18 protein-coding genes are annotated in these 19,280 nt (G+C 68.9%); 3 read left to right on the top strand and 15 right to left on the bottom strand.

The genetic code is table 11. The features are described 5' to 3' along the window. Together FV560_RS19495 and FV560_RS19490 are read right to left on the bottom strand one after the other, a co-directional pair. On the bottom strand, window positions 1–612 hold a 612-nt coding region (locus FV560_RS19495), incomplete at its 3' end, for a sulfatase-like hydrolase/transferase (RefSeq protein ID WP_200837825.1). A gap of 47 nt (window positions 613–659) precedes the next feature. After that, on the bottom strand, window positions 660–1,697 hold the full coding sequence (locus FV560_RS19490) for a LacI family DNA-binding transcriptional regulator (RefSeq protein WP_159623587.1): 1,038 nt from the start codon (window positions 1,695–1,697) through the stop codon (window positions 660–662). 178 nt (window positions 1,698–1,875) lie between these two features. Here FV560_RS19490 and FV560_RS19485 point away from each other — a divergent pair, with 178 nt between their 5' ends. Further along, the gene (locus FV560_RS19485) at window positions 1,876–2,334 is read left to right on the top strand and encodes an acetyltransferase (protein ID WP_159623585.1); all 459 of its coding nucleotides are present in this window, start codon (window positions 1,876–1,878) and stop codon (window positions 2,332–2,334) included. 8 nt (window positions 2,335–2,342) lie between these two features. Here FV560_RS19485 and FV560_RS19480 read toward each other — a convergent pair whose 3' ends face one another. Both FV560_RS19480 and cimA read right to left on the bottom strand, forming a co-directional pair. Continuing rightward, window positions 2,343–3,392: a lipoate-protein ligase LplAB gene (locus tag FV560_RS19480; RefSeq protein ID WP_159623583.1), complete on the bottom strand. Its 1,050-nt coding sequence runs from the start codon at window positions 3,390–3,392 to the stop codon at window positions 2,343–2,345. Window positions 3,393–3,396: 4 nt separating this feature from the next. After that, window positions 3,397–5,034 carry a citramalate synthase gene (gene cimA, locus FV560_RS19475; RefSeq protein ID WP_159623581.1) on the bottom strand — a complete coding sequence of 546 codons (1,638 nt, stop codon included), beginning with the start codon at window positions 5,032–5,034 and terminating at the stop codon, window positions 3,397–3,399. Between the two features lie 175 nt (window positions 5,035–5,209). On the opposite strand from cimA, the gene FV560_RS19470 reads away from it, so the two are divergent. Then, window positions 5,210–6,886: a bifunctional 3'-5' exonuclease/DNA polymerase gene (locus FV560_RS19470; RefSeq protein WP_235020247.1), complete on the top strand. Its 1,677-nt coding sequence runs from the start codon at window positions 5,210–5,212 to the stop codon at window positions 6,884–6,886. Between the two features lies 1 nt (window position 6,887). Here FV560_RS19470 and FV560_RS19465 read toward each other — a convergent pair whose 3' ends face one another. The 8 genes from FV560_RS19465 to FV560_RS19430 form a co-directional block, all read right to left on the bottom strand. Beyond that, window positions 6,888–8,000, bottom strand: a complete 1,113-nt coding sequence (locus FV560_RS19465; RefSeq protein WP_159623577.1) for a branched-chain amino acid aminotransferase — start codon at window positions 7,998–8,000, stop codon at window positions 6,888–6,890. A 98-nt stretch (window positions 8,001–8,098) separates the two neighbouring features. Continuing rightward, window positions 8,099–9,202 carry a branched-chain amino acid aminotransferase gene (locus tag FV560_RS19460; protein ID WP_159623575.1) on the bottom strand — a complete coding sequence of 368 codons (1,104 nt, stop codon included), beginning with the start codon at window positions 9,200–9,202 and terminating at the stop codon, window positions 8,099–8,101. A gap of 95 nt (window positions 9,203–9,297) precedes the next feature. Next, a complete protein-coding gene (locus FV560_RS19455) occupies window positions 9,298–10,338 on the bottom strand; it encodes a 3-isopropylmalate dehydrogenase (protein WP_159623573.1) in 1,041 nt (346 codons plus the stop codon). A 44-nt stretch (window positions 10,339–10,382) separates the two neighbouring features. Further along, window positions 10,383–10,871, bottom strand: a complete 489-nt coding sequence (locus FV560_RS19450; protein WP_159623571.1) for an ASCH domain-containing protein — start codon at window positions 10,869–10,871, stop codon at window positions 10,383–10,385. A gap of 24 nt (window positions 10,872–10,895) precedes the next feature. After that, a complete protein-coding gene (locus FV560_RS19445) occupies window positions 10,896–11,558 on the bottom strand; it encodes a hypothetical protein (RefSeq protein ID WP_159623569.1) in 663 nt (220 codons plus the stop codon). 99 nt (window positions 11,559–11,657) lie between these two features. Beyond that, window positions 11,658–12,686: a ketol-acid reductoisomerase gene (ilvC, locus tag FV560_RS19440; protein ID WP_159623567.1), complete on the bottom strand. Its 1,029-nt coding sequence runs from the start codon at window positions 12,684–12,686 to the stop codon at window positions 11,658–11,660. 42 nt (window positions 12,687–12,728) lie between these two features. Next, on the bottom strand, window positions 12,729–13,253 hold the full coding sequence (gene ilvN, locus FV560_RS19435; protein WP_159623565.1) for an acetolactate synthase small subunit: 525 nt from the start codon (window positions 13,251–13,253) through the stop codon (window positions 12,729–12,731). A 10-nt stretch (window positions 13,254–13,263) separates the two neighbouring features. After that, the gene (locus FV560_RS19430) at window positions 13,264–15,099 is read right to left on the bottom strand and encodes an acetolactate synthase large subunit (RefSeq protein ID WP_159623552.1); all 1,836 of its coding nucleotides are present in this window, start codon (window positions 15,097–15,099) and stop codon (window positions 13,264–13,266) included. A 279-nt stretch (window positions 15,100–15,378) separates the two neighbouring features. Here FV560_RS19430 and FV560_RS19425 point away from each other — a divergent pair, with 279 nt between their 5' ends. Next, a complete protein-coding gene (locus FV560_RS19425) occupies window positions 15,379–16,398 on the top strand; it encodes an NAD(P)H-dependent flavin oxidoreductase (protein WP_159623550.1) in 1,020 nt (339 codons plus the stop codon). 1 nt (window position 16,399) lies between these two features. Here FV560_RS19425 and FV560_RS19420 read toward each other — a convergent pair whose 3' ends face one another. The 3 genes from FV560_RS19420 to ilvD form a co-directional block, all read right to left on the bottom strand. Continuing rightward, complete coding sequence (locus FV560_RS19420) at window positions 16,400–17,080, bottom strand: 4a-hydroxytetrahydrobiopterin dehydratase (protein ID WP_159623548.1); 681 nt, start codon at window positions 17,078–17,080, stop codon at window positions 16,400–16,402. A 67-nt stretch (window positions 17,081–17,147) separates the two neighbouring features. Next, a complete protein-coding gene (locus FV560_RS19415; protein WP_159623546.1) occupies window positions 17,148–17,546 on the bottom strand; it encodes an SdpI family protein in 399 nt (132 codons plus the stop codon). Continuing rightward, on the bottom strand, window positions 17,543–19,258 hold the full coding sequence (gene ilvD / locus FV560_RS19410; protein ID WP_159623544.1) for a dihydroxy-acid dehydratase: 1,716 nt from the start codon (window positions 19,256–19,258) through the stop codon (window positions 17,543–17,545). Before ilvD ends, FV560_RS19415 begins: the two co-directional genes overlap by 4 nt. Window positions 19,259–19,280 lie beyond the last annotated feature (22 nt).

Genomic DNA, 19,280 nt, shown 5'->3' with positions numbered 1-19,280 from the left:
CGGGTAGGTGTCCACCTCGTTCTGGTGGTGCGGCTCGATCAGGGAGCAGAACAGGTAGAACGGGCGCTCCTGCTCGGCGGGCGCGGGCCCCACCGGGGGTGTGCTGTGATCGGCCACGAACCGGATCGCGGCGTCGAAGATCGCATCGGACCGGTAGCCCGGGAGCATCACCGGCTCACCGTCGTCATCGAACATCACGGTCCGGTACGCATCGGAGGTGAACTCCAGCAGGTTCGCCGCGAGCCAGGACTCGTAGCCCCCGCGCTGCTCGGGCGGCACCGGCTCGGTGTCGGCCAGATGCCACTTGCCGATGTATCCGGTGGCGTAGCCGGCGTCAGCGAAGTAATGGGCAAGCGTGCGTGTCTGCCCGTGCGTGGTGCCGTTGCGGAAGCACCCCGACGACGTCCCGTACAGCCCCGTCTGGATCGCCGCCCGGGCGGGCGCACAGACCGGGTTCGCCGTGAACGCCTGCGCCAGGTACGTCCCGCTGGTGGCGATGGCGTCGAACTCCGGGGTCAGGTCGAGCGGGTTACCGCCGGCTCCGGTGGTGTCCCAGCGCTGCTGGTCGGTGAAGACGACGATGACGTTCGGGCGACTGGTGGGATCAGGCACGAGGGTCCATTCTTTAGTGCGGTCAGTGGTGTCAGAGCGCGGCGCGCTCAGGTGGATCCGCGCCGGTGGTAGATCCATGGCCGGCGGATCTCGCGCCATCGACCAGCGTCACGAGCGGTGATGCGGTCGAAGAGCATCGTGGCCAGGTCTGTGAAGTCGGAGTCGCCGGGAGGTCCGATAGTGCTCAGGGTCGGCCGGATGACCAGAGCCTCCGGGATCGCGCCGGCTCCCACGACGGCCAAATCGTGCGGGGCGTTGAGCCCCTGGTCGCGGGCGGCCCAGATCGTGCTCACGGCCGAGCGGGACGATGCCGCAACGATCGCATCGGGCGGCCTGGGTGCGCTCAGGAGCGCTGACACTGCCCGGTACCCTTCGGCCCGGCTGTCCGCCCCAGCCACCACCAGGTCGGCATCGAGGCGTCCACCGTGGCCCTCCAGGGCCGTCGCGAACGCGGCAAACCGGTCACTGTCGACCTGCAGCCCTGCGTGGTACTGCGCGACTTCACGCTCGTGGCCAAGGTAGGCGATCCGACGGCGGTCGCTGCTCCACAGGTGACCCACGGCCTCGGCCATGGCCTCGCTCTCAGGTTCGCAGTAGACGTCGAACCCGTCTGCGGGCATCGCGTTACTCAGCACCACCGCGGGCATACCGGCGCGCGCCAGCTCCTGCAGACCGTCCGCTCCGATGTGGTGGAGCCCGCCCGCGATCACCACACCGTCCGCGATCCGCTCCCGCAGCCGCTCGATCGCGCGCCGAGCCGACGGGGGCGAGTTGACGACCATGGTGATGAGGCCGAAGCCGTGCCGATCCCCCGTCTCGTGCAGACTCGCCGCCAGCTGGTCCAGGACCGGAACCCCGAAGCTGCCGATCACGAGGCAGATCTGCTCGGTGGAACGACGGCGCAGCATCCGTGCGGCACGGTCCGGCGCATAGCCGAGTTCCTCAGCAGCAGCCAGCACGCGGTCACGCGTGACCTCCGGGATCCGGCGGTCGGTCCGGCCGTTCATCACGTAGGAGACGGTCGCCACTGAGACCTCGGCCGCCGCCGCGACATCGCGCGACGTCGGTCGTCGTGCCTGCGTCATCGTCTCCTCCGGTGCTGTGATCGTGTGCCGGTTATACGATTAAGCATCGGAGGGTGCGGTGTCAAGCGCCGGACGGGCACCCGCGTGCACCGGCGACGCATCGTCGGCCTTGAAAGCCCACTTGACTTACGAAGAAATTTCCTGGACGAGAAAGTTGCTCCCGCACTATCTTCACGGGATGCCCCCAGAAATCGCTGACATCAGAATCCGTTCCACCCGGGGAGCCGTAGAGTTCCCCGAGCTCGTGGAGATATGGCGAAGTGCAGTGGAGGCTACGCACGACTTCCTCGACAGGACTGATTTCCTGCGAATTGAGAGCAACCTTGCCTCAGCATATTTTCCGGCGGTATCTCTCATCGTGGCCGAGAAAGAAGGGGCGCCTGTTGGATTCGCCGGCACTTCAGAGCAGAACCTGGAGATGCTCTTCGTTTCGAACAGCGTCCGAGGCGGCGGGATCGGCACCGCCCTGCTCCGGGAGGCGATTGCGAACAATGCCGTCACCACAGTAGATGTCAACGAACAAAATTCTCGAGCCGTCGGTTTCTACCTCAGTCAAGGATTTGCCCGAGTCGGTCGCAGCGAACTCGACGGCGACGGTCGCCCGTACCCGATCCTCCACCTGGAGCTGACTGGCTAGTCGCCAGATCAGGGAACGCGAGCGATCCAGGCCGGGTCGGAGAACTTGCCCACTGCGAGCTCGCCGGCGCGAGCGATCTCCTCCGAGCGCAAGTCCCCCTCGGTGGTGCGGTACCGGGCCCGGAAGTGGTCCTTCATGGACTCGATGATGGCTTCGCGGGTCATCCCGGTCTGACGACGCATCGGGTCCACCCGCTTGTTCGCGCTGGCGGTCCCTTTGTCGGAGAGCTTCTCCCGCCCGATGCGCAGCACCTGCAGCATCTTGGCTGCGTCGATGTCGTAGGACATCGTCACATGGTGCAGCACCGTGCCGTTCGCGAGTCGCTTCTGGGCGGCTCCCCCAATCTTTCCCTCCGGGGAGGAGATGTCGTTGAGCGGCACGTAGGAGGCATCGATCCCCAGCTCGCGCAGCGCGCCGATCACCCAGTCATCGAGGAAGGCGTAGGACTGCTCGAAGCTCAGGCCCTCCACCAGAGATCCAGGGACGTACAGCGAGTACGTGATCGCATTCCCCGGCTCGACGAACATCGCCCCGCCACCGGAGATCCGGCGGACCACCTGCACGCCCAGTTCCTCAGCGGCAACACTCTCGATCTCGTTGCGCAAGGACTGGAACGAGCCGAGGATCACGCATCGCCCCGACCACTCCCAGATCCGCAGCGTGGGGCCGCGCCGGCCGGCCCCGACCTCCTCCAGCAGCACCTGGTCCAGCGCCAGGTTCATCGTCGGCTCCGACGGACCGGGATGCACGATCTCGAAGGTGTGGTCATGCCAGCCGGTGGCCCGACCGAGGGCACGCCGGACGGCGATCGCCACCGCTTGCGGGGTGAAACCGACCAGATGAGCATCCGCCGTCGCCCGCTCGACCAGTGTGGCCATCCGCTCGACGGTGACGTCCTTGGGCAGGTCTGTCAGCGCCGCGTCGATCTTCTCCAGTGCGTCGTCCGGCTCGAGGAAGAAGTCGCCACTGATGTGCACGCTCGCCAGGCGCTCGTCCACGACCTCCACCTCGGCCGCGACCAGCTTTCCCCCGGGGACCTTGTATTCGCCTCTGCTCACATCTTCACCCTAGTGGCGCCACGTCGGCATGAAGGAGGCCGTAGACCAGACCGTCCACGAGCGCCTCCCACGAGGCCTCGAGCAGGTTCGCCCCGACACCGACGGTGCTCCAGGAGTGCCGGCCGTCGGTGAGTTCGATCAGCACCCGGGTAATCGCGTCGGTGCCGTGTGCGGAGTCCAGCAGGCGCACCTTGTAGTCGATCAGCTCGATGTCCTCGATCTGCGGGTACGCCCTCGCGAGCGCCTGGCGCAGGGCGTGGTCGAGGGCGTTCACCGGACCGTTCCCCTCGCCGGTGGAGACCACCCGCTGGTTCCCGGCGTGGAGCTTCACCGTCGCTTCGGCCACGTCCCGCATCACACCGTCGGGCCCGGCGGAGTGATCCACGATGGCTCGCCAGGATTCGGTGCGGAAGTACACCGGGCGCTCACCGGTGATCTCCTCGCGCAGCAGCAGCTCGAAGGAGGCATCGGCAGCGTCGTAGGTGTACCCGTTCGCCTCGGCATCCTTGACGCGGGTGGTGACCCGCCCGAGCAGGTCCGACTGCCCCGTGAGGTCGAACCCGAGCTCGCGGCCCTTGAGCTCGATGCTGGCACGGCCGGCCATGTCCGAGACCAGCATCCGCATGTCATTGCCGACCTTGCGCGGGTCGATGTGCTGGTAGAGGTCCGGGTCGATGCGGATGGCGCTCGCGTGCAGCCCGGCCTTGTGGGCGAAGGCGCTGGCGCCGATATAAGGCTGGCGCGCAAACGGGGCGATGTTGGTGACCTCGCTGATCGCGTGCGCGATCCGGGTCACCTCCTCCAGCCCGCCGTCGGCCAGGGTGCGCAGGCCGAGCTTGAGGTCGAGGTTGGCGACGACGGCCAGCAAGTCCGCGTTGCCGGTGCGCTCCCCGTAGCCGTTCACCGTTCCCTGCACGTGCCGGGCACCGGCGCTGACGGCGGCCATCGAGTTGGCCACGGCGCAGCCGGAGTCATTGTGGGCGTGCATCCCCAGGATGTGGCGCGAGGGGTCGGTCCCAGCGCGCACCTCGGTGACGATCTCGTGCACCCATTCGGGCAGCATGCCGCCATTGGTGTCGCACAGCGCCACCACCTCGGCCCCGGCCTCGAACGCCACGGTGACGGCCTGCATCGCGTAACCGGGGTCGAAGCGGTAGCCGTCGAAGAAGTGCTCGGCGTCGAGCACCACCCGGCGGCCCTCCCCCACCAGATAGGAGACGGTGTCGGCGATCATGGCGAGGTTCTCCTCGCCGGTGGTGCGCAGCGCGCGCTCGACGTGCCGGATATCGCTCTTGGCCACGAGCGTGATCGTGGGGGCCTCGGAGTCGAGCAGTGCCCGCACCTGGGTATCGCGGTGCGCCGTCGTGCCCGGCTTGCGAGTCGAGCCGAACGCGGCGAGCTCGGCGTTCGTCAGATCCAGGTCCTTGGTCGCGCGCGCGAAGAACTCGGTGTCCTTCGGGATCGCTCCCGGCCAGCCGCCCTCGATGAACGTCACCCCGAGCTCGTCCAGCATCGGTGCGATGGCGAGCTTGTCAGCAACGGTGAGGTTCATCCCCTCCTGCTGAGCGCCGTCGCGCAGCGTGGTGTCGTAGACGTGCACGGCGTCGCCGTGGTCGCCGGTGGGCGTGGTTGGGGTACTCATGGTCATGACTTCCTGCGGGTGGGTCCAGCAACAAAAAGACCCCCCGGGTACGGGAGGTCTGCGCGTTCACCGGGTGTGGCGAACGCGCTAGTCGATAATCAGGGCGCTGGTGGGCGTCATGTGCTCATCATCGCACATCGCACCGGTGTCAGCGCCTCGCCGTAGGCTCGCACCTGTGGAGATCCTGGTGCACCCCGTGGGCGATGGCGCCACCGTGCATCTGGTCGAGCTGGGCACCGAGGCACGCCCGACGGCGCAGCGCACCTGTGCACGCGAAGAGCTGGCGCAGGTGGTGGGTCACCAAGAGCGGCAGGACTCACCTCGGTGGGTCTGGGCCGACACCGCGGCGCTTGCACCGGGACTGATCGCTGCTGGTATCCGCGTGAGCCGCTGCCTGGATCTTCGGCTGTGCCGGGTGGTCCTGCAGCACGCCCTCCCGGACCGGGACTGGCCGGAGCTGGGGTGGCGATCGACGCACCCGGCTGCCCCAGGCGAGGCATCTCCACCCACCCTCTGGGACGACGCGCTCACCGAGGCCCTGGGCCTGGAGGAACTGCTCGCCGAACGCGCTCGCCAACACGACGCGATCACGGACTGCCCGCAGCCGGAGCGGATGCGGCTGCTCTTGGCCGCCGAATCCGCCGGAGCGCTCATCGCAGCCGAGATCGCCGCCGACGGTCTCCCCTGGGACCGGACTGCCCATGAGCAGATCCTCACCCGGATGCTCGGTCCCCGGCCCGCCACCGGGGCCCGCCCGGCCCGGTTGGAGGCGCTCGCCGGCCAGGTACGAACACAACTCGCCGCCCCGGCGCTGAACCCCGACTCCCAACCGGATCTGCTGCGGGCGCTGCGGCGTGCCGGACTCGATGTGTCCACGACTTCCAAGTGGGAGGTCGGCCGGCTCGACCACCCGGTGGTCGAACCACTGCTGGAGTACAAGAAGCTTGCCCGGCTGCTCAGCGCGAACGGCTGGGTGTGGCTCGACCAGTGGATCCGCCCGGGACCGAGCGAGCATCGGCAGCACCGCTTCCGGCCGGACTACGTCCCCGGCGGTGTGGTCACCGGACGCTGGGCCACCAGCGGCGGCGGCGCGCTGCAGCTCCCCAAGTCGCTGCGGCGGGCTGTCCGGGCTGATGCTGGCTGGCGCCTGGTGGTCGCCGACGCCGCGCAGATCGAGCCCCGCGTCCTGGCGGCGATGTCCGGCGACGATGCCCTCGCTGCCGCGGGCCGGGCCGGCGACCTCTACCAAGGCCTGGTCGACCGCGGCACCATGCCCACCCGCGCCGACGCCAAGATCGCCATGCTCGGCGCCCTCTACGGGGCCACCACCGGGGAGGCCGGGCTGCTGATGCCGCGGCTCATGCGCGCCTACCCACGTGCCACCGGAGTCGTCGAGCAGGCGGCACGCACCGGCGAGGCAGGCGGGATCGTGCACACCTGGCTCGGCCGCACCTCTCCCCCGCCCCCGGCGGCCTGGCACGAACGCCAAGCCGCCGCCAGCCAGCCGGACGCAACGGACGCCGTCGAGCGACGTGCGCGCCAGAGCGCGCGGGACTGGGGACGATTCACCCGCAACTTCGTGGTCCAGGGCACGGCTGCGGAGTGGGCGTTGTGCTGGATGGCCGAGATCCGCCGTCGACTGGCTGCCCTGGCGCCCCTCCCCGACCGGGCGCACCTGGTGTTCTTCCTGCACGACGAGGTGATCGTGCATGCACCTGCCGAGGAGGCCGAGGCGGTCGCTGATCAGATCAGGGCGAGCGCCACCGAGGCCGGCCGATTGCTGTTCGGCCGCGCCCCGGTGGCGTTCCCGCTCGATGTGGCGATCGTGGAGAACTACGGCGACGCCGAGTAGCTCAGGCCAGGCGCCGCATCCATCCGTACGGGTCCTCGATGCGCCCGTACTGCAGATCGGTGAGGTGCTGGTACAGCCACTGGGTGACCGGGCCCGCTTCACCGCCGGCCACCGTCAGATCGAAGCCGGTGCTCTTGAGTTCCCCGATCGGAGTCACCACGGCAGCAGTGCCGCAGGCGAAGATCTCGGTGATGCGGCCCGAGGCGATCTGCTCGGTGATCTCGGCCAGGCTGATCTGGCGCTCGTGCACCTGGCGGCCGTCATCGGCCAGCAGCTGCAGGATCGACCGGCGCGTCACGCCTTCCAGGATCGTCCCAGTCAGTGCCGGGGTGTGCACCTCACCGTCGTCGGTGACGATGAAGACGTTCATCCCCCCGAGCTCTTCGAGATAGGTGTTGGTGGCGGCGTCGAGGAAGCAGACCTGAGCGCATCCGTTCTCGATCGCCTGCTGCTGCGGAAGCAGGCTGGCGGCGTAGTTGCCGCCGCACTTGGCCGCACCCGTCCCCCCGGGCCCCGCCCGGTGGTAGCCCTCGGCCACCCAGATCGAGACCGGCTGGAATCCGGAGGTGAAGTACGGACCGGACGGTGAGGCGATCAGGAGATAGTCGACCTGCTGAGAGGGACGCACCCCGAGGAACGGCTCGGACGCGAACATGAACGGCCGCAGATACAGACTCGACCCCACCGAGCCAGGCACCCACTCCAGATCGGTGGACACGAGCGCCTCGATGGACCCGAGGAACTGCGCTGCCGGCAGCTCCGGGAGGGCCAGCCGGTGGGCACTGGCCGCGAACCGGGCCGCATTCGCCTCAGGCCGAAAAGCCCAGACCGAGCCGTCGGCGTGGCGGTAGGCCTTGAGACCCTCGAAGATCTCCTGCGCGTAGTGCAGCACCGCGGCGGCCGGGTCCAGGCTGATCGGCGCGTAGGCCTCCACCCGCTGGTCGTGCCAGCCGGCGTCCGGGGTCCAGACGGCGTGGGCCATGTGGTCGGAGAACACGGCGCCGAACGCGAGGTGCTCCAGCGCCGCGGTGCGCTCAGCCAAGGTGCGCGGATGCGAGGACGGGTGCACCTCGAACATCGACATCGCCGAGTCACTGGTGGTTTCGCTGCTCATGGTGTGGGTTCCTTCGCGTGCCTCACCCTGCTCGGCAGGGTCTGTGTCGTGTAGACGGTACCGCTCACTGGCTGGCGGCGCCGCGTGCTGGCGCAACCTCACGCCAGCCGGTGCAGCCACCGGTCAGTATCGTCGCACCTGCCGTACTGAATGCCGGTGAGCCGCTCGTGCAGGTGTGTGGCGACCGGACCCGGCACGCCGCCTGCGACGGTCACATCGAAACCCTCGCCGGCGAGCCGGCCGATGGGTGTGATCACAGCCGCCGTCCCGCAGGCGAGCACTTCGGTCACCGTCCCGCGGCGCAGTCCGTCGAGCACCTCGGCGAGGCTGATCGTGCGCTCGACGACCTCGCGTCCCTCGTCGGCGAGCAGGTCGAGCACCGAGCGCCGTGTGACCCCGGCGAGGATCGTGCCGGTGAGCGCGGGTGTGTGCACGCTGCCATCGCCCATCACCAGCAGCACGTTCATACTGCCGATCTCCTCCAGGGTGGTGCTGGTGGCGGCATCCAGGAAGCACACCTGGTCGCACCCGTGCTCGCGGGCCCGCTGCTGCGGCTCCAGGCTCGCGGCATAGTTGCCGCCGGTCTTGGCGGCACCGGTGCCACCCGGGCCGGCGCGGTGCTGGTCGCGGGCCACCCAGATCGAGACCGGCGCGAACCCAGCGGTGAAGTAACCACCAGCTGGGGAAGCGATGACCAGATAGTCGACACCGGCGGCCGGTCTCACCCCGAGGAAGGCTTCAGAGGCGAACATGAACGGCCGCAGGTACAGACTCGCACCCGCGGCTGCGGGCACCCAGGCCCGATCCGTGCGCACGAGCGCTTCGAGTGAGGCGAGGAAGTCGGCTTCCGGCAGCTCCGGCAGGGCCAGTCTGCGGGCGCTGGCCGCGAACCGGGCGGCGTTGAGCTCGGGGCGGAAGGCCCAGACCGAGCCGTCGGCGTGGCGGTAGGCCTTGAGGCCCTCGAAGATCTCCTGGCCGTAGTGGAGCACCGCGGCAGCGGGGTCCATCGTCAGCGGGGCGTAGGGCTCCACGCGATGGCCGCTCCACCCGGTCTGCGTCGACCAGTGGGCGCGAGCCATGTGGTCGGTGAAGCGGGTGCCGAAACGCGGTGCAAGGAGTGCCTGCCGGCGTTCCTCGGCCGGGAACGGGGAGAGGTTCGGCTGCACCGGGAAGTGCGGTGCGCCGTCGGGAATCGTACTCATGTGGCCCTTCCACCTGGTCTGGATGTCGGCGGCCCCGGTCGGGGCAGGTGGGAGCGGGCGCTAGGGCTGGCGGAAGTCGCTGGCCGGGCGCTCGCTCAGCCGGCTACTCGTGCGGCGAGTGCGTCGCCGATCTCGCTGGTCGAGCGCGCGCCGCTGCGCTCGGCGATGTCGGCGCTGACGGCCTCCTCGATACGCCGGGCCTGCTCGGTGAGGCCGAGGTGGTCCAGCAGGAGCGCGACCGAGAGGATTGCCGCGGTCGGGTCGGCCTTCTGCTGGCCGGCGATGTCGGGAGCGGAGCCGTGCACCGGCTCGAACATCGAGGGGAAGGTCTTGTCCGGGTTGACGTTGCCGGAGGCGGCCAGGCCGATCCCGCCGGTGATCGCGGCGGCGAGGTCGGTGATGATGTCGCCGAAGAGGTTGTCGGTGACGATCACGTCGAACCGCGAGGGGTCGGTGGTCATGAAGATGGTGGCCGCGTCCACGTGCAAGTAGTCGACCGAGACGTCCGGGAATTCCGGTGCCACCGCGTCGACGGTCCGGCGCCACAGGTGACCGGCGTGAACGAGCACGTTGTGCTTATGCACGAGCGTGAGCTTCTTGCGTGGGCGGGCCTGGGCGCGGGCAAAGGCATCACGCACCACGCGCTCCACACCGTGCGCGGTGTTGACGCTGACCTCGGTGGCGATCTCGTGCGGGGTTCCCACACGCAGCGCGCCGCCGTTGCCCACGTAGGGGCCCTCGGTCCCTTCACGCACGACGACGAAGTCCACCTCGCCAGGGTCCGCCAGCGGGGAGGAGACACCCGGGAAGAGCGTGGAGGGGCGCAGGTTGACGTAGTGGTCCAAGGCGAAGCGCAACTTCAGCAGCAGGCCACGCTCGAGCACACCGGAGGGCACGGTCGGGTCGCCGACAGCGCCGAGCAGGATTGCGTCGTGGGTGCTGATCGCGGCGAGGTCATCCTCGGTGAGGGTCTCACCGGTCGCGTGCCAGCGGGCGGCACCGAGCTCGAAGTCGGTGCGTTCGATGCTCACGTCGGTCCCGGCGAGGACGGCGTCGAGCACCTTGAGGCCCTCGGCGGTCACCTCCGGACCGATTCCGTCGCCACCGACAACTGCGAGCTTGATCGTGCGTGCCATGCTCCGCATGCTAGTCCGACGTATCAAGGACCGGACAATCTGTCTCAGATAGTGGCCGCCACCGTGGCACTCTCCTGAGCGGGAAAGACCAGGACGATCCGTTCCAGCACCACGTCGTCGACGTCCGTGGCGCCCATCAACTGGCGCTGGTGCTCACGCCAGGATGCGGCGTCCGGCTCGCACTCACCACGCGCATGCCGATCGTCCACGTCGCCGAAGGCCACCACACGCACCTCGACCGAGCGGATCAGCGCGACCGGCTGCTCGTGCCCGTCCAGCACGATGGCGAGATCCCCCACCTCAGGCACGGGGACGTCGTCGGGGAAATCCGACCGGAGCGTGCTGACGGCGGTGCGTTCACCCGCGAGCACCTCCTCGGCCATCCGCTGGGCCAAGTAGGGCTCCGGTGCGAACGCGAACGCCGGTGGCGGCAGCGTGCCCAGTCGATGCTGACCCACGAACGGCTCCAGCCACGCCACCCGACCACGCAGCCGGGCACGCTTCCAGAATTGCTCGATCTCGTCGGAGTCCACACCGACATCCTCACATGGCCGCGATCAGAAGCCGCCGGTGAGCCGTAACCCCAGCAGGACCAGGAAGAGACCCCAGGAGACGATCGCCGTCCAGAACAGGGCCGTCGCGCGCAGCACCGTGGTACCGATCATCGGCGGGACGAACCAACGCGCACGGCCGAGCTCCTCGATGCGGCCCGTCAGATAGTCCGGGATCGTCACCACCTGCCACAACGATCGCAGCCGCCGGAAGAACCGGACACCGCCCTTCTCCGCGAGGGCCTTGAGCCGGTTCAGCATCTCGTCCCGCATCTCCAGCAGGTCCACCAGCTGCACGAACTCGCCCGTCAGAGCGTCCGGGTCATCCACAGCGGTGACGTAACGGTGGATCCGGATCCACCACAGCACCATCACCGCAGCGCCCGCCGCAGCCAGCAGCACGAGCACGATCCGTTCCCACCAGCCGTCACCAGTGACGGCGAGCACGAAGATTCCCAGCACCGGCGCCACGGGGACCAACCCGACGGCGTGGGCCGGGAACCGAAGGATCCGTACCGCCCGCCGCACGATCGGGGCGAGTGTGCCCACCGAGGCGCGGGTGCCGCGGGAAATGACCGTCTCGCGAGCCTCGCGTACTGATTCTTCGGCCGTCTGCGGCTCCGGATCCTCCGGCGGAGGCGATCCGGACTGAGCTTCGGCATCGGTCATAGCGCCGATGGTAGCCGCAGAGCGTCTGACACATCTGCGGCAGTCTGACCTACCTCCGTAGGTAGTTCAGACTGCCGCAGCTGTGTCAGTTGGAGTAGGTCAGCGTCCGGCGCTTCCCTCGACATAGTCAGCGTCGGTCTCCTTCATCCAGGAGAACATCTTCCGCAGCTCGCGGCCGGTGGCCTCGATCGGGTGCTGCTCACCCTTGGCTCGCAGTTCCTTGAACTCCGGCGCCCCGGCGTCCTGGTCGGCGATGAACCGCTCCGCGAACGCACCGGACTGGATGTCGGCCAGCACCGCCTTCATGTTCTCCTTCACGTTCGGGTCGATCACCCGCGGACCCGAGACGTAATCGCCGTACTCGGCGGTGTCGGAGATGGACCAGCGCTGCTTGGCCAGGCCTCCCTCGACCATGAGGTCGACGATCAGCTTGAGCTCGTGCAGGACCTCGAAGTACGCGACCTCGGGCTGGTAGCCGGCCTCGGTCAGCGTCTCGAAGCCGTACTGCACCAGCTGCGACGCGCCACCGCAGAGCACACTCTGCTCACCGAACAGGTCGGTCTCGGTCTCCTCGGTGAAGGTGGTCTTGATCCCGCCGGCGCGCAGGCCGCCGATGCCCTTGGCGTAGGAGAGCGCCAGGTCCCAGGCGGTGCCGGAGGGGTCCTGCTCGACGGCGACGATCACCGGGACGCCACGGCCATCGGCGTACTCGCGGCGCACCAGGTGCCCGGGGCCCTTCGGGGCAACCATGATGACGTCCACGGTGTCCTTGGGCTTGATGTAGCCGAAGCGGATGTTGAAGCCGTGGCCGAACACCAGCGTGGCGCCGTCGGCGAGGTTCGGGGCGATGTCGTCGGTGTAGATGTGGCGCTGGACCTGGTCCGGCGCGAGAATCACGACGACGTCCGCCTCCCGGACGGCGTCGGCGACGGGCAGCACGCGCAGCCCCTCGTCCTCGGCCTTCTTCTGCGAGGCCGATCCCTCACGCAGACCGACGCGGACGTCGACACCGGAGTCGCGCAGGTTCAGGGCGTGCGCGTGACCCTGGCTGCCGTAGCCGATGACGGCGACCTTCTTGGCTGCGATCAGGGACAGGTCGGCGTCGTCGTCGTAGAACAGCTCAGCCACAGTTTTCTCCTTCTTGGTTTCTTGGCGAAGTTTCGTTCCCGCTCACGCGGGGCGGTTGATGCGCTCGAGCGCCCGGTCGGTCATGGACTTGGCGCCCCGTCCGATCGCGACGGCGCCGGACTGGACGATCTCACGGATACCGTACGGCTCCAGCGAGGCCAGCAGCGCCTGCAGCTTCTCCTCGCCGCCGGTGGCCTCGATGGTGACGGCCTCCGGGGTCACGTCGACCACGTGCGCCCGGAAGAGCTCGACGACCTGCAGCACCGCGGTGCGGGAGACGTCGTCGGCCTTGACCTTGACCAGCAACAGCTCGCGCTGCACAGAGGCGTGCGGCGCCAGTTCGACGATCTTGAGCACGTTGACCAGCTTGTTGAGCTGCTTGGTGACCTGCTCGAGCGGGTTGGACTCCACGTCGACCACCACGGTGATCCGGGAGATCTCCGGGTGCTCGGTGGGCCCCACGGCCAGGGAGTGGATGTTGAACGCGCGCCGGGCGAAGAGCGCCGAGACGCGGGTGAGCACGCCGGGCTTGTTCTCGACCAGCACCGAGAGTGTGTGTCGGCTCATCATCTCTTCCTCACTCGTCCCGCTCGAAGTCCGGGCTGATACCGCGCGCGTACTGGATGTCGTCGTTGCTGACGCCGGCGGCGACCATCGGCCACACCATCGCGTCACGGCTGACCACGAAATCCACCACCACGGGGCGGTCGTTGATCTCCTCGGCCTGCTTGATCGTGGCGTCGACGTCGGCCACCTTGTCGCAGCGCAGTCCCACGCATCCGTAGGCCTCCGCCAGCTTGACGAAGTCGGGGATGCGCACCGTCTCGTGACCGGTGTTGAGGTCGGTGTTGGAGTAGCGCTCCTCGTAGAACAACGTCTGCCACTGCCGGACCATGCCGAGCGAGGAGTTGTTGATGATGGCAACCTTGATCGGGATGCCTTCCAGCGCACAGGTGGCGAGCTCCTGGTTCGTCATCTGGAAGCATCCGTCACCGTCGATCGCCCACACGGTGGCCTCGGGTCGGGCCACCTTGGCGCCCATCGCCGCCGGCACGGAGTAGCCCATCGTGCCCAGGCCGCCGGAGTTCAGCCAGGTCCGGGGGTTCTGATAGCGGATGAACTGCGCCGCCCACATCTGGTGCTGGCCGACGCCTGCGGCGAAGATCGTCTCCGGTCCGGAGATCTCTCCGAGCCGGGAGATGACGTGCTGCGGGGCGAGCAGACCGTCCTCGGTGGGGGTCCATCCCAGCGGGTAGGTGTCGCGCAGGTTGTCGAGCATGTTCCACCACGCCACCAGGTCCGGCTGGCCGTGCTGGGTCTGCTCGCGCTCCAGCTCCGCCACCAGGTCACCCAGCACCTCCTTCAGGTCACCCACGATCGGCACGTCGGCGAACCGGTTCTTGGAGATCTCGGCAGGGTCGATATCGGCGTGCACCACCGTGGCACCCGGGGCGAAACTGTCCAGCCGGCCGGTCACCCGATCGTCGAAGCGTGCCCCGAGGGCGACCACCAAGTCGGCCTTCTGCAACGCGGCCACCGCAGCCACGGTCCCATGCATGCCGGGCATGCCCAGGTGCTGCGGGTGGGAGTCCGGCAGGGCCCCTCGTGCCATCAGCGTGGTGACCACCGGCGCACCGGAGAGGTTGGTCAGCTCCTGCAGTTCCGGTGAGGCACCGGCCCGGATCGACCCGCCGCCCACGTAGAGCACCGGACGGCGGGCCGTGGCCAGCAGCCGTGCAGCTTCCTTGATCTGCTTGATGTGGGGCTTGGTGATGGGCCGGTAGCCGGGGATGTCGAGGTGCGCCGGCGGCCAGCTGAAGGTGGTCTCGGCCTGCATCGCGCTCTTGGCGATGTCCACCAGCACCGGGCCGGGACGGCCCGTGCTGGCGATGTGGAAGGCCTCCGCAATCCGGGCCGGGATGTCCGCCGGATCGGTGATGAGGAAGGAGTGCTTGGTGATCGGCATCGTGATGCCGACGATGTCCGCCTCCTGGAAGCCGTCCGTGCCGATGAGCGCCTCCGCCACCTGGCCGGTGATGGCAACCATCGGCACCGAGTCCATGTTCGCGTCGGCGATGGCGGTGACGAGGTTCGTCGCGCCCGGGCCGGAGGTGGCCATGCACACCCCGACCTTGCCGGTCGCGGCGGCGTATCCCGCGGCAGCGTGCCCCGCCCCCTGCTCGTGGCGCACGAGGATGTGCCGCATACTCGAGTCGAAGAGCGGGTCGTAGACGGGCAGGATCGCCCCGCCCGGGATGCCGAAGACGGTGTCTACGCCGACGGACTCGAGCGACCGGACGACCGACTTGGCACCGGTCATGGCCTCACCCGCGACCGCCCCGGCGTCGGCCGGCGCGAGAGCCGGCTTCGGGGGCTGCGGTCGCGGCGGCGCGGGATGTGGCACGTTGGCCATCTGATCCTCCTGCGTTCTGCGGGTCCGTCAGGGACTGATGTGGACAAAACAAAACCCCTCGCCCGAGGTGGGATCGAGGGGTGCGCGCTCAGCGGGTGTCGTCGTCGTTCAGACGGCCGCGCGAGCGCGCCCGGTAAGTACGACGACGAGGGAGTCCGTGAACATGTCTTGATCGTAGCCCGCTCGATGGCGTCTCGTCACATCACATCACCAACCATCTCACATCTTGGTATCTGGGTTCACATCGTGACACGGCTTGATGCTCGCTACGCTGATCGTATGTCCGAGGCTCTATGGGACAGTCCCCTGCCGATCGTCGCTGCACCGATGGCGGGTGGCCCGAGTACGCCAGCGCTCGCCGTCGCGGTGGCTTCCGCCGGCGGGTTCCCCTTCCTCGCCGGTGGATACGTGCGTGCCGAGGCCCTCGCCGCGGCGATCGAGCGAGTGCGCGATCTCGGCCGGTTCGGGGTCAACGTCTTCGTGCCCACCACGGCGCCGGCGGATGAGCGCGCCCTCCGTGCCTACAGCGTGCGGATCCAGCCCGAGGCAGACCGGTACGGCCTGCGCCTGAACCCGAGACCCGTCGTGGACGACGATCACTGGTCGGAGAAGCTGGAACTGCTCATCGCTCACCCGGTACCCGTGGTGTCGCTGACCTTCGGCCTGCCGGACCCGGGCGACATCGCTGCACTGCAGCATGTCGGCACTCATGTGCTGGCCAGTGTGACCTCGCCGGAGGAGGCACGGGCCGCTCATCAAGCAGGCGTCGACGGGCTCGTCGTCCAAGGCCCGGATGCCGGCGGGCATAGTGCCACCCACGACCCGACCCGGGTCCCGGAGCCGATCCGGACCGAGGACCTGGTGGCTCGAGTCCGCGCCGCGGTCGAGCTGCCGATGGTCGCTTGCGGCGGTGTGGACGGTCCGGACGCCGTCGCGCGCCTCCTGGCCGCCGGCGCCCAGTCGGTTGCCGCCGGCACCCTGCTGCTGCGCACCGACGAAGCGGGCACCTCGGCTACCCACCGCGACGCGCTCACCGATCCCGCACTCACCGAGACGGTGATGACCCGGTCTTTCACCGGCCGCCCCGCCCGGGCTCTGCGGAACGGGTTCATCGACCGGCACGAGGCACATGCCCCGACGTCGTATCCGGCTGTCCACCACCTGACCCGCGACCTGCGGCGCACCGCGGGTGAGGCCGGCGACACCGATCTGGTGCACCTCTGGGCCGGGACGGGCTATCGCAGTGCACACACGGGACCGGCTGCTGATGTGATCCGGTGGCTGGCCGAGGCCAGCTGACTCACTCGCGCACCCGGCCGAAGGAGGTACACACGCACGCCTCGTTCCCTTCGGGATCGGCAAGCACCCAGAACGCCGGTGCGCGGGAGTCCGAGAGCAGCACACCACCCGCCTCGAGCGCGGCCTGGATCCGTGTTTCGGCGACGTCCTCAGGTACGCAGACATCGATGTGGATGCGGTTGCGTTGCGGGCGCGGCGCATCCATCTGCTGGAACCACACGTCGGGGTGGCGCCCGCCCGGGTCGCGCAACGCATCCGGGCCCTCCGGGTCGCTGCCGTAGCCGAGCGCGGAGTCCTGGTAGCCGAGAACCGCCCGCCAGAACGGCAGCACGGCGTCTCGATCGAGTACGTCGATCGCGATCTCCAGCGCACTGCAGACGCTCGGGTCCGCACTGACGCCTTCGCTACGGGCGAGTTCGCTGATGCGCCGGGCGAGGGTGATGTCCCGCTCGGTCAGCCCGCCGACGTCGTGGGAGGTGGTGGTGACGAGCACGCTCGGATAGCGCACGGTGACGTCCGGGTGATGGTTGAGCTCGTCGGCGATCTGCGAGATCCGTCCCACCAGGCGCGCTCCGGCGGCGAACGATCCCGTCGCGTAACTCGTCTGGAGGGTGGTCTTGACCACCCTCCAATCCTCCAGGCCGTCGTGAGCGGCCACTTGCTCTGCACTCAAGGTCGTCATGTGCTCATCGTGCTCCCGGGCACCGACATCGACAAGGGGGACAGGGAGTTTCACGCACTACCCGGGCTCACGACCGCCTGGTGAGTTCATCCTCGCTGATCGCACGAGCGGCGCGATGCCCGCGGATGCCACCTGTGACAACCGCGCCGAGTGCCAGGAGCATTCCACCGATGAGCACCGCCGCCGGCCACGCGGCCTCAGCAGCACCCAGCCGAGCCCCGGCCATCGTGACCGCTCCGGTCGCCACGAAGATCCACCCACCGAGTGCGGTGAGCGACTCCCCCGCCCGATGCGCAGCCAGCCACGCCTCGTCCGAGGCCATCGTGGCCGCGGTACGGATCCCGGCGATCGGGTTGCGCCGGATCCGCCCCTGAGCGGCACGCCGCGCGACTACCACAAGGAGCAGTCCCGCCGCGACGACCAGCACCCCGGTCGCGGTCAGTGCCAGCACGTCCGCCTCGGTCACCCCAGCACCGCACCCACCGACGCCGACTGCACGAGCTTGGAGTACTTGGCCAGCACACCTCGGGTGTAGCCGTGCGGAACCGGCGTCACTCCGTCGTCCCGGCGCCGGGCGAGCTCGGACTCATCGACCAGCAGATCCAGGGTCTTGCCCGCGACATCCAGGCGGATCGGGTCACCGTCGCGGACGAAGGCGATCGGTCCGCCGTCGACGGCCTCTGGTGCGAGGTGCCCGACGCACAAACCGGTGGTTCCCCCGGAGAACCGGCCGTCGGTCAGCAGCAGCACCGACTTGCCGAGCCCGGCGCCCTTGATGGCGCCGGTGATGGCGAGCATCTCCCGCATCCCGGGCCCGCCCTTGGGGCCCTCGTACCGGATCACGACGACGTCGCCGTCGGTGATGGTGCCGTCTTCGAGGGCGGCCAGCGCGGCCTGCTCTCGTTCAAATACCCGCGCGGTCCCCTCGAAAACGGACTCGTCGAAGCCGGCGGACTTGACCACCGCCCCCTCCGGGGCGAGGGACCCGTGCAGGATCGTGATACCCCCAGTGGGGTGGATCGGGTTGTCCAGCGCCCGCAGGATCTTCCCGTCCGGGTCGGGCGGGGCGATGTCGGCGAGGTTCTCGGCCACGGTGCGACCGGTGACAGTGAGGCAGTCCCCGTGCAGCAGCCCGGCATCCAGCAGCGCCTTCATGATGACCGGCACGCCACCGATGCGGTCGACGTCGTTCATCACGTACCGGCCGAACGGCTTCAGGTCGCCCAGGTGCGGCACCGTGGAGGCGACGCGGTCGAAGTCGGCGAGGGTCAGCTCCACCTCCGCCTCGTTCGCGATCGCAAGCAAGTGCAGGACGGCGTTGGTCGAGCCGCCGAAGGCCATCACCACGGCGATCGCGTTCTCGAACGCCTCCTTGGTCATGATGTCGCGCGCAGTGATCCCCCGACGCAACATCTCCACCACCGCCTCACCGGAGCGGTGGGCGAAGTTGTCCCGGCGACGATCTGCCGACGGCGGTGCGGCCGAGCCAGGCAGCGACATTCCCATCGCCTCAGCCACCGAGGCCATCGTGTTCGCGGTGTACATCCCGCCGCAGGCACCCTCGCCCGGGCAGATGGCACGTTCGATCTGGTCGACGTCCTCGACCGACATCCGCCCCCGCTGGCACGCCCCGACCGCCTCGAAGGCATCGATCAGGGTCACATCCTTCTCGGTGCCGTCGGAGAGTTTGACCCACCCGGGCATGATCGAACCGGCGTAGAGGAAGACGCTCGCCAGATCGAGCCGGGCGGCGGCCATCAACATGCCGGGCAGGGACTTGTCACACCCGGCGAGCAGCACCGAGCCGTCCAAGCGCTCGGCCATCATCACCGTCTCCACGCTGTCGGCGATCACCTCGCGCGAGACGAGGGAGAAGTGCATGCCCTCGTGCCCCATCGAGATCCCGTCCGAGACGGAGATGGTGCCGAACTCCAGCGGATACCCGCCGCCGGCGTGCACCCCCTCCTTGGCACCCTGGGCGAGCCGGTCCAAGGAGAGGTTGCAGGGGGTGATCTCGTTCCAGGAGCTCGCGATGCCGATCTGGGGCTTGACCCAGTCCTCATCCCCCATCCCGACGGCGCGCAGCATCCCGCGGGAGGCGGTGGCCGCCAATCCATCGGTGACTGCACGGGAGCGGGGCTTGATGTCCGGGCCGGGGGCTGTGGTGGGGTCGCTCATCCCCTCACTCTAGAACGCTGTG

The organism is Ruania rhizosphaerae (assembly GCF_009805705.1).
Taxonomy (GTDB): Bacteria; Actinomycetota; Actinomycetes; order Actinomycetales; family Beutenbergiaceae; genus Ruania; species Ruania rhizosphaerae.
Note: the sequence above shows the minus strand (reverse complement) of the source record. Positions and strands in the feature narration are given on the sequence as shown.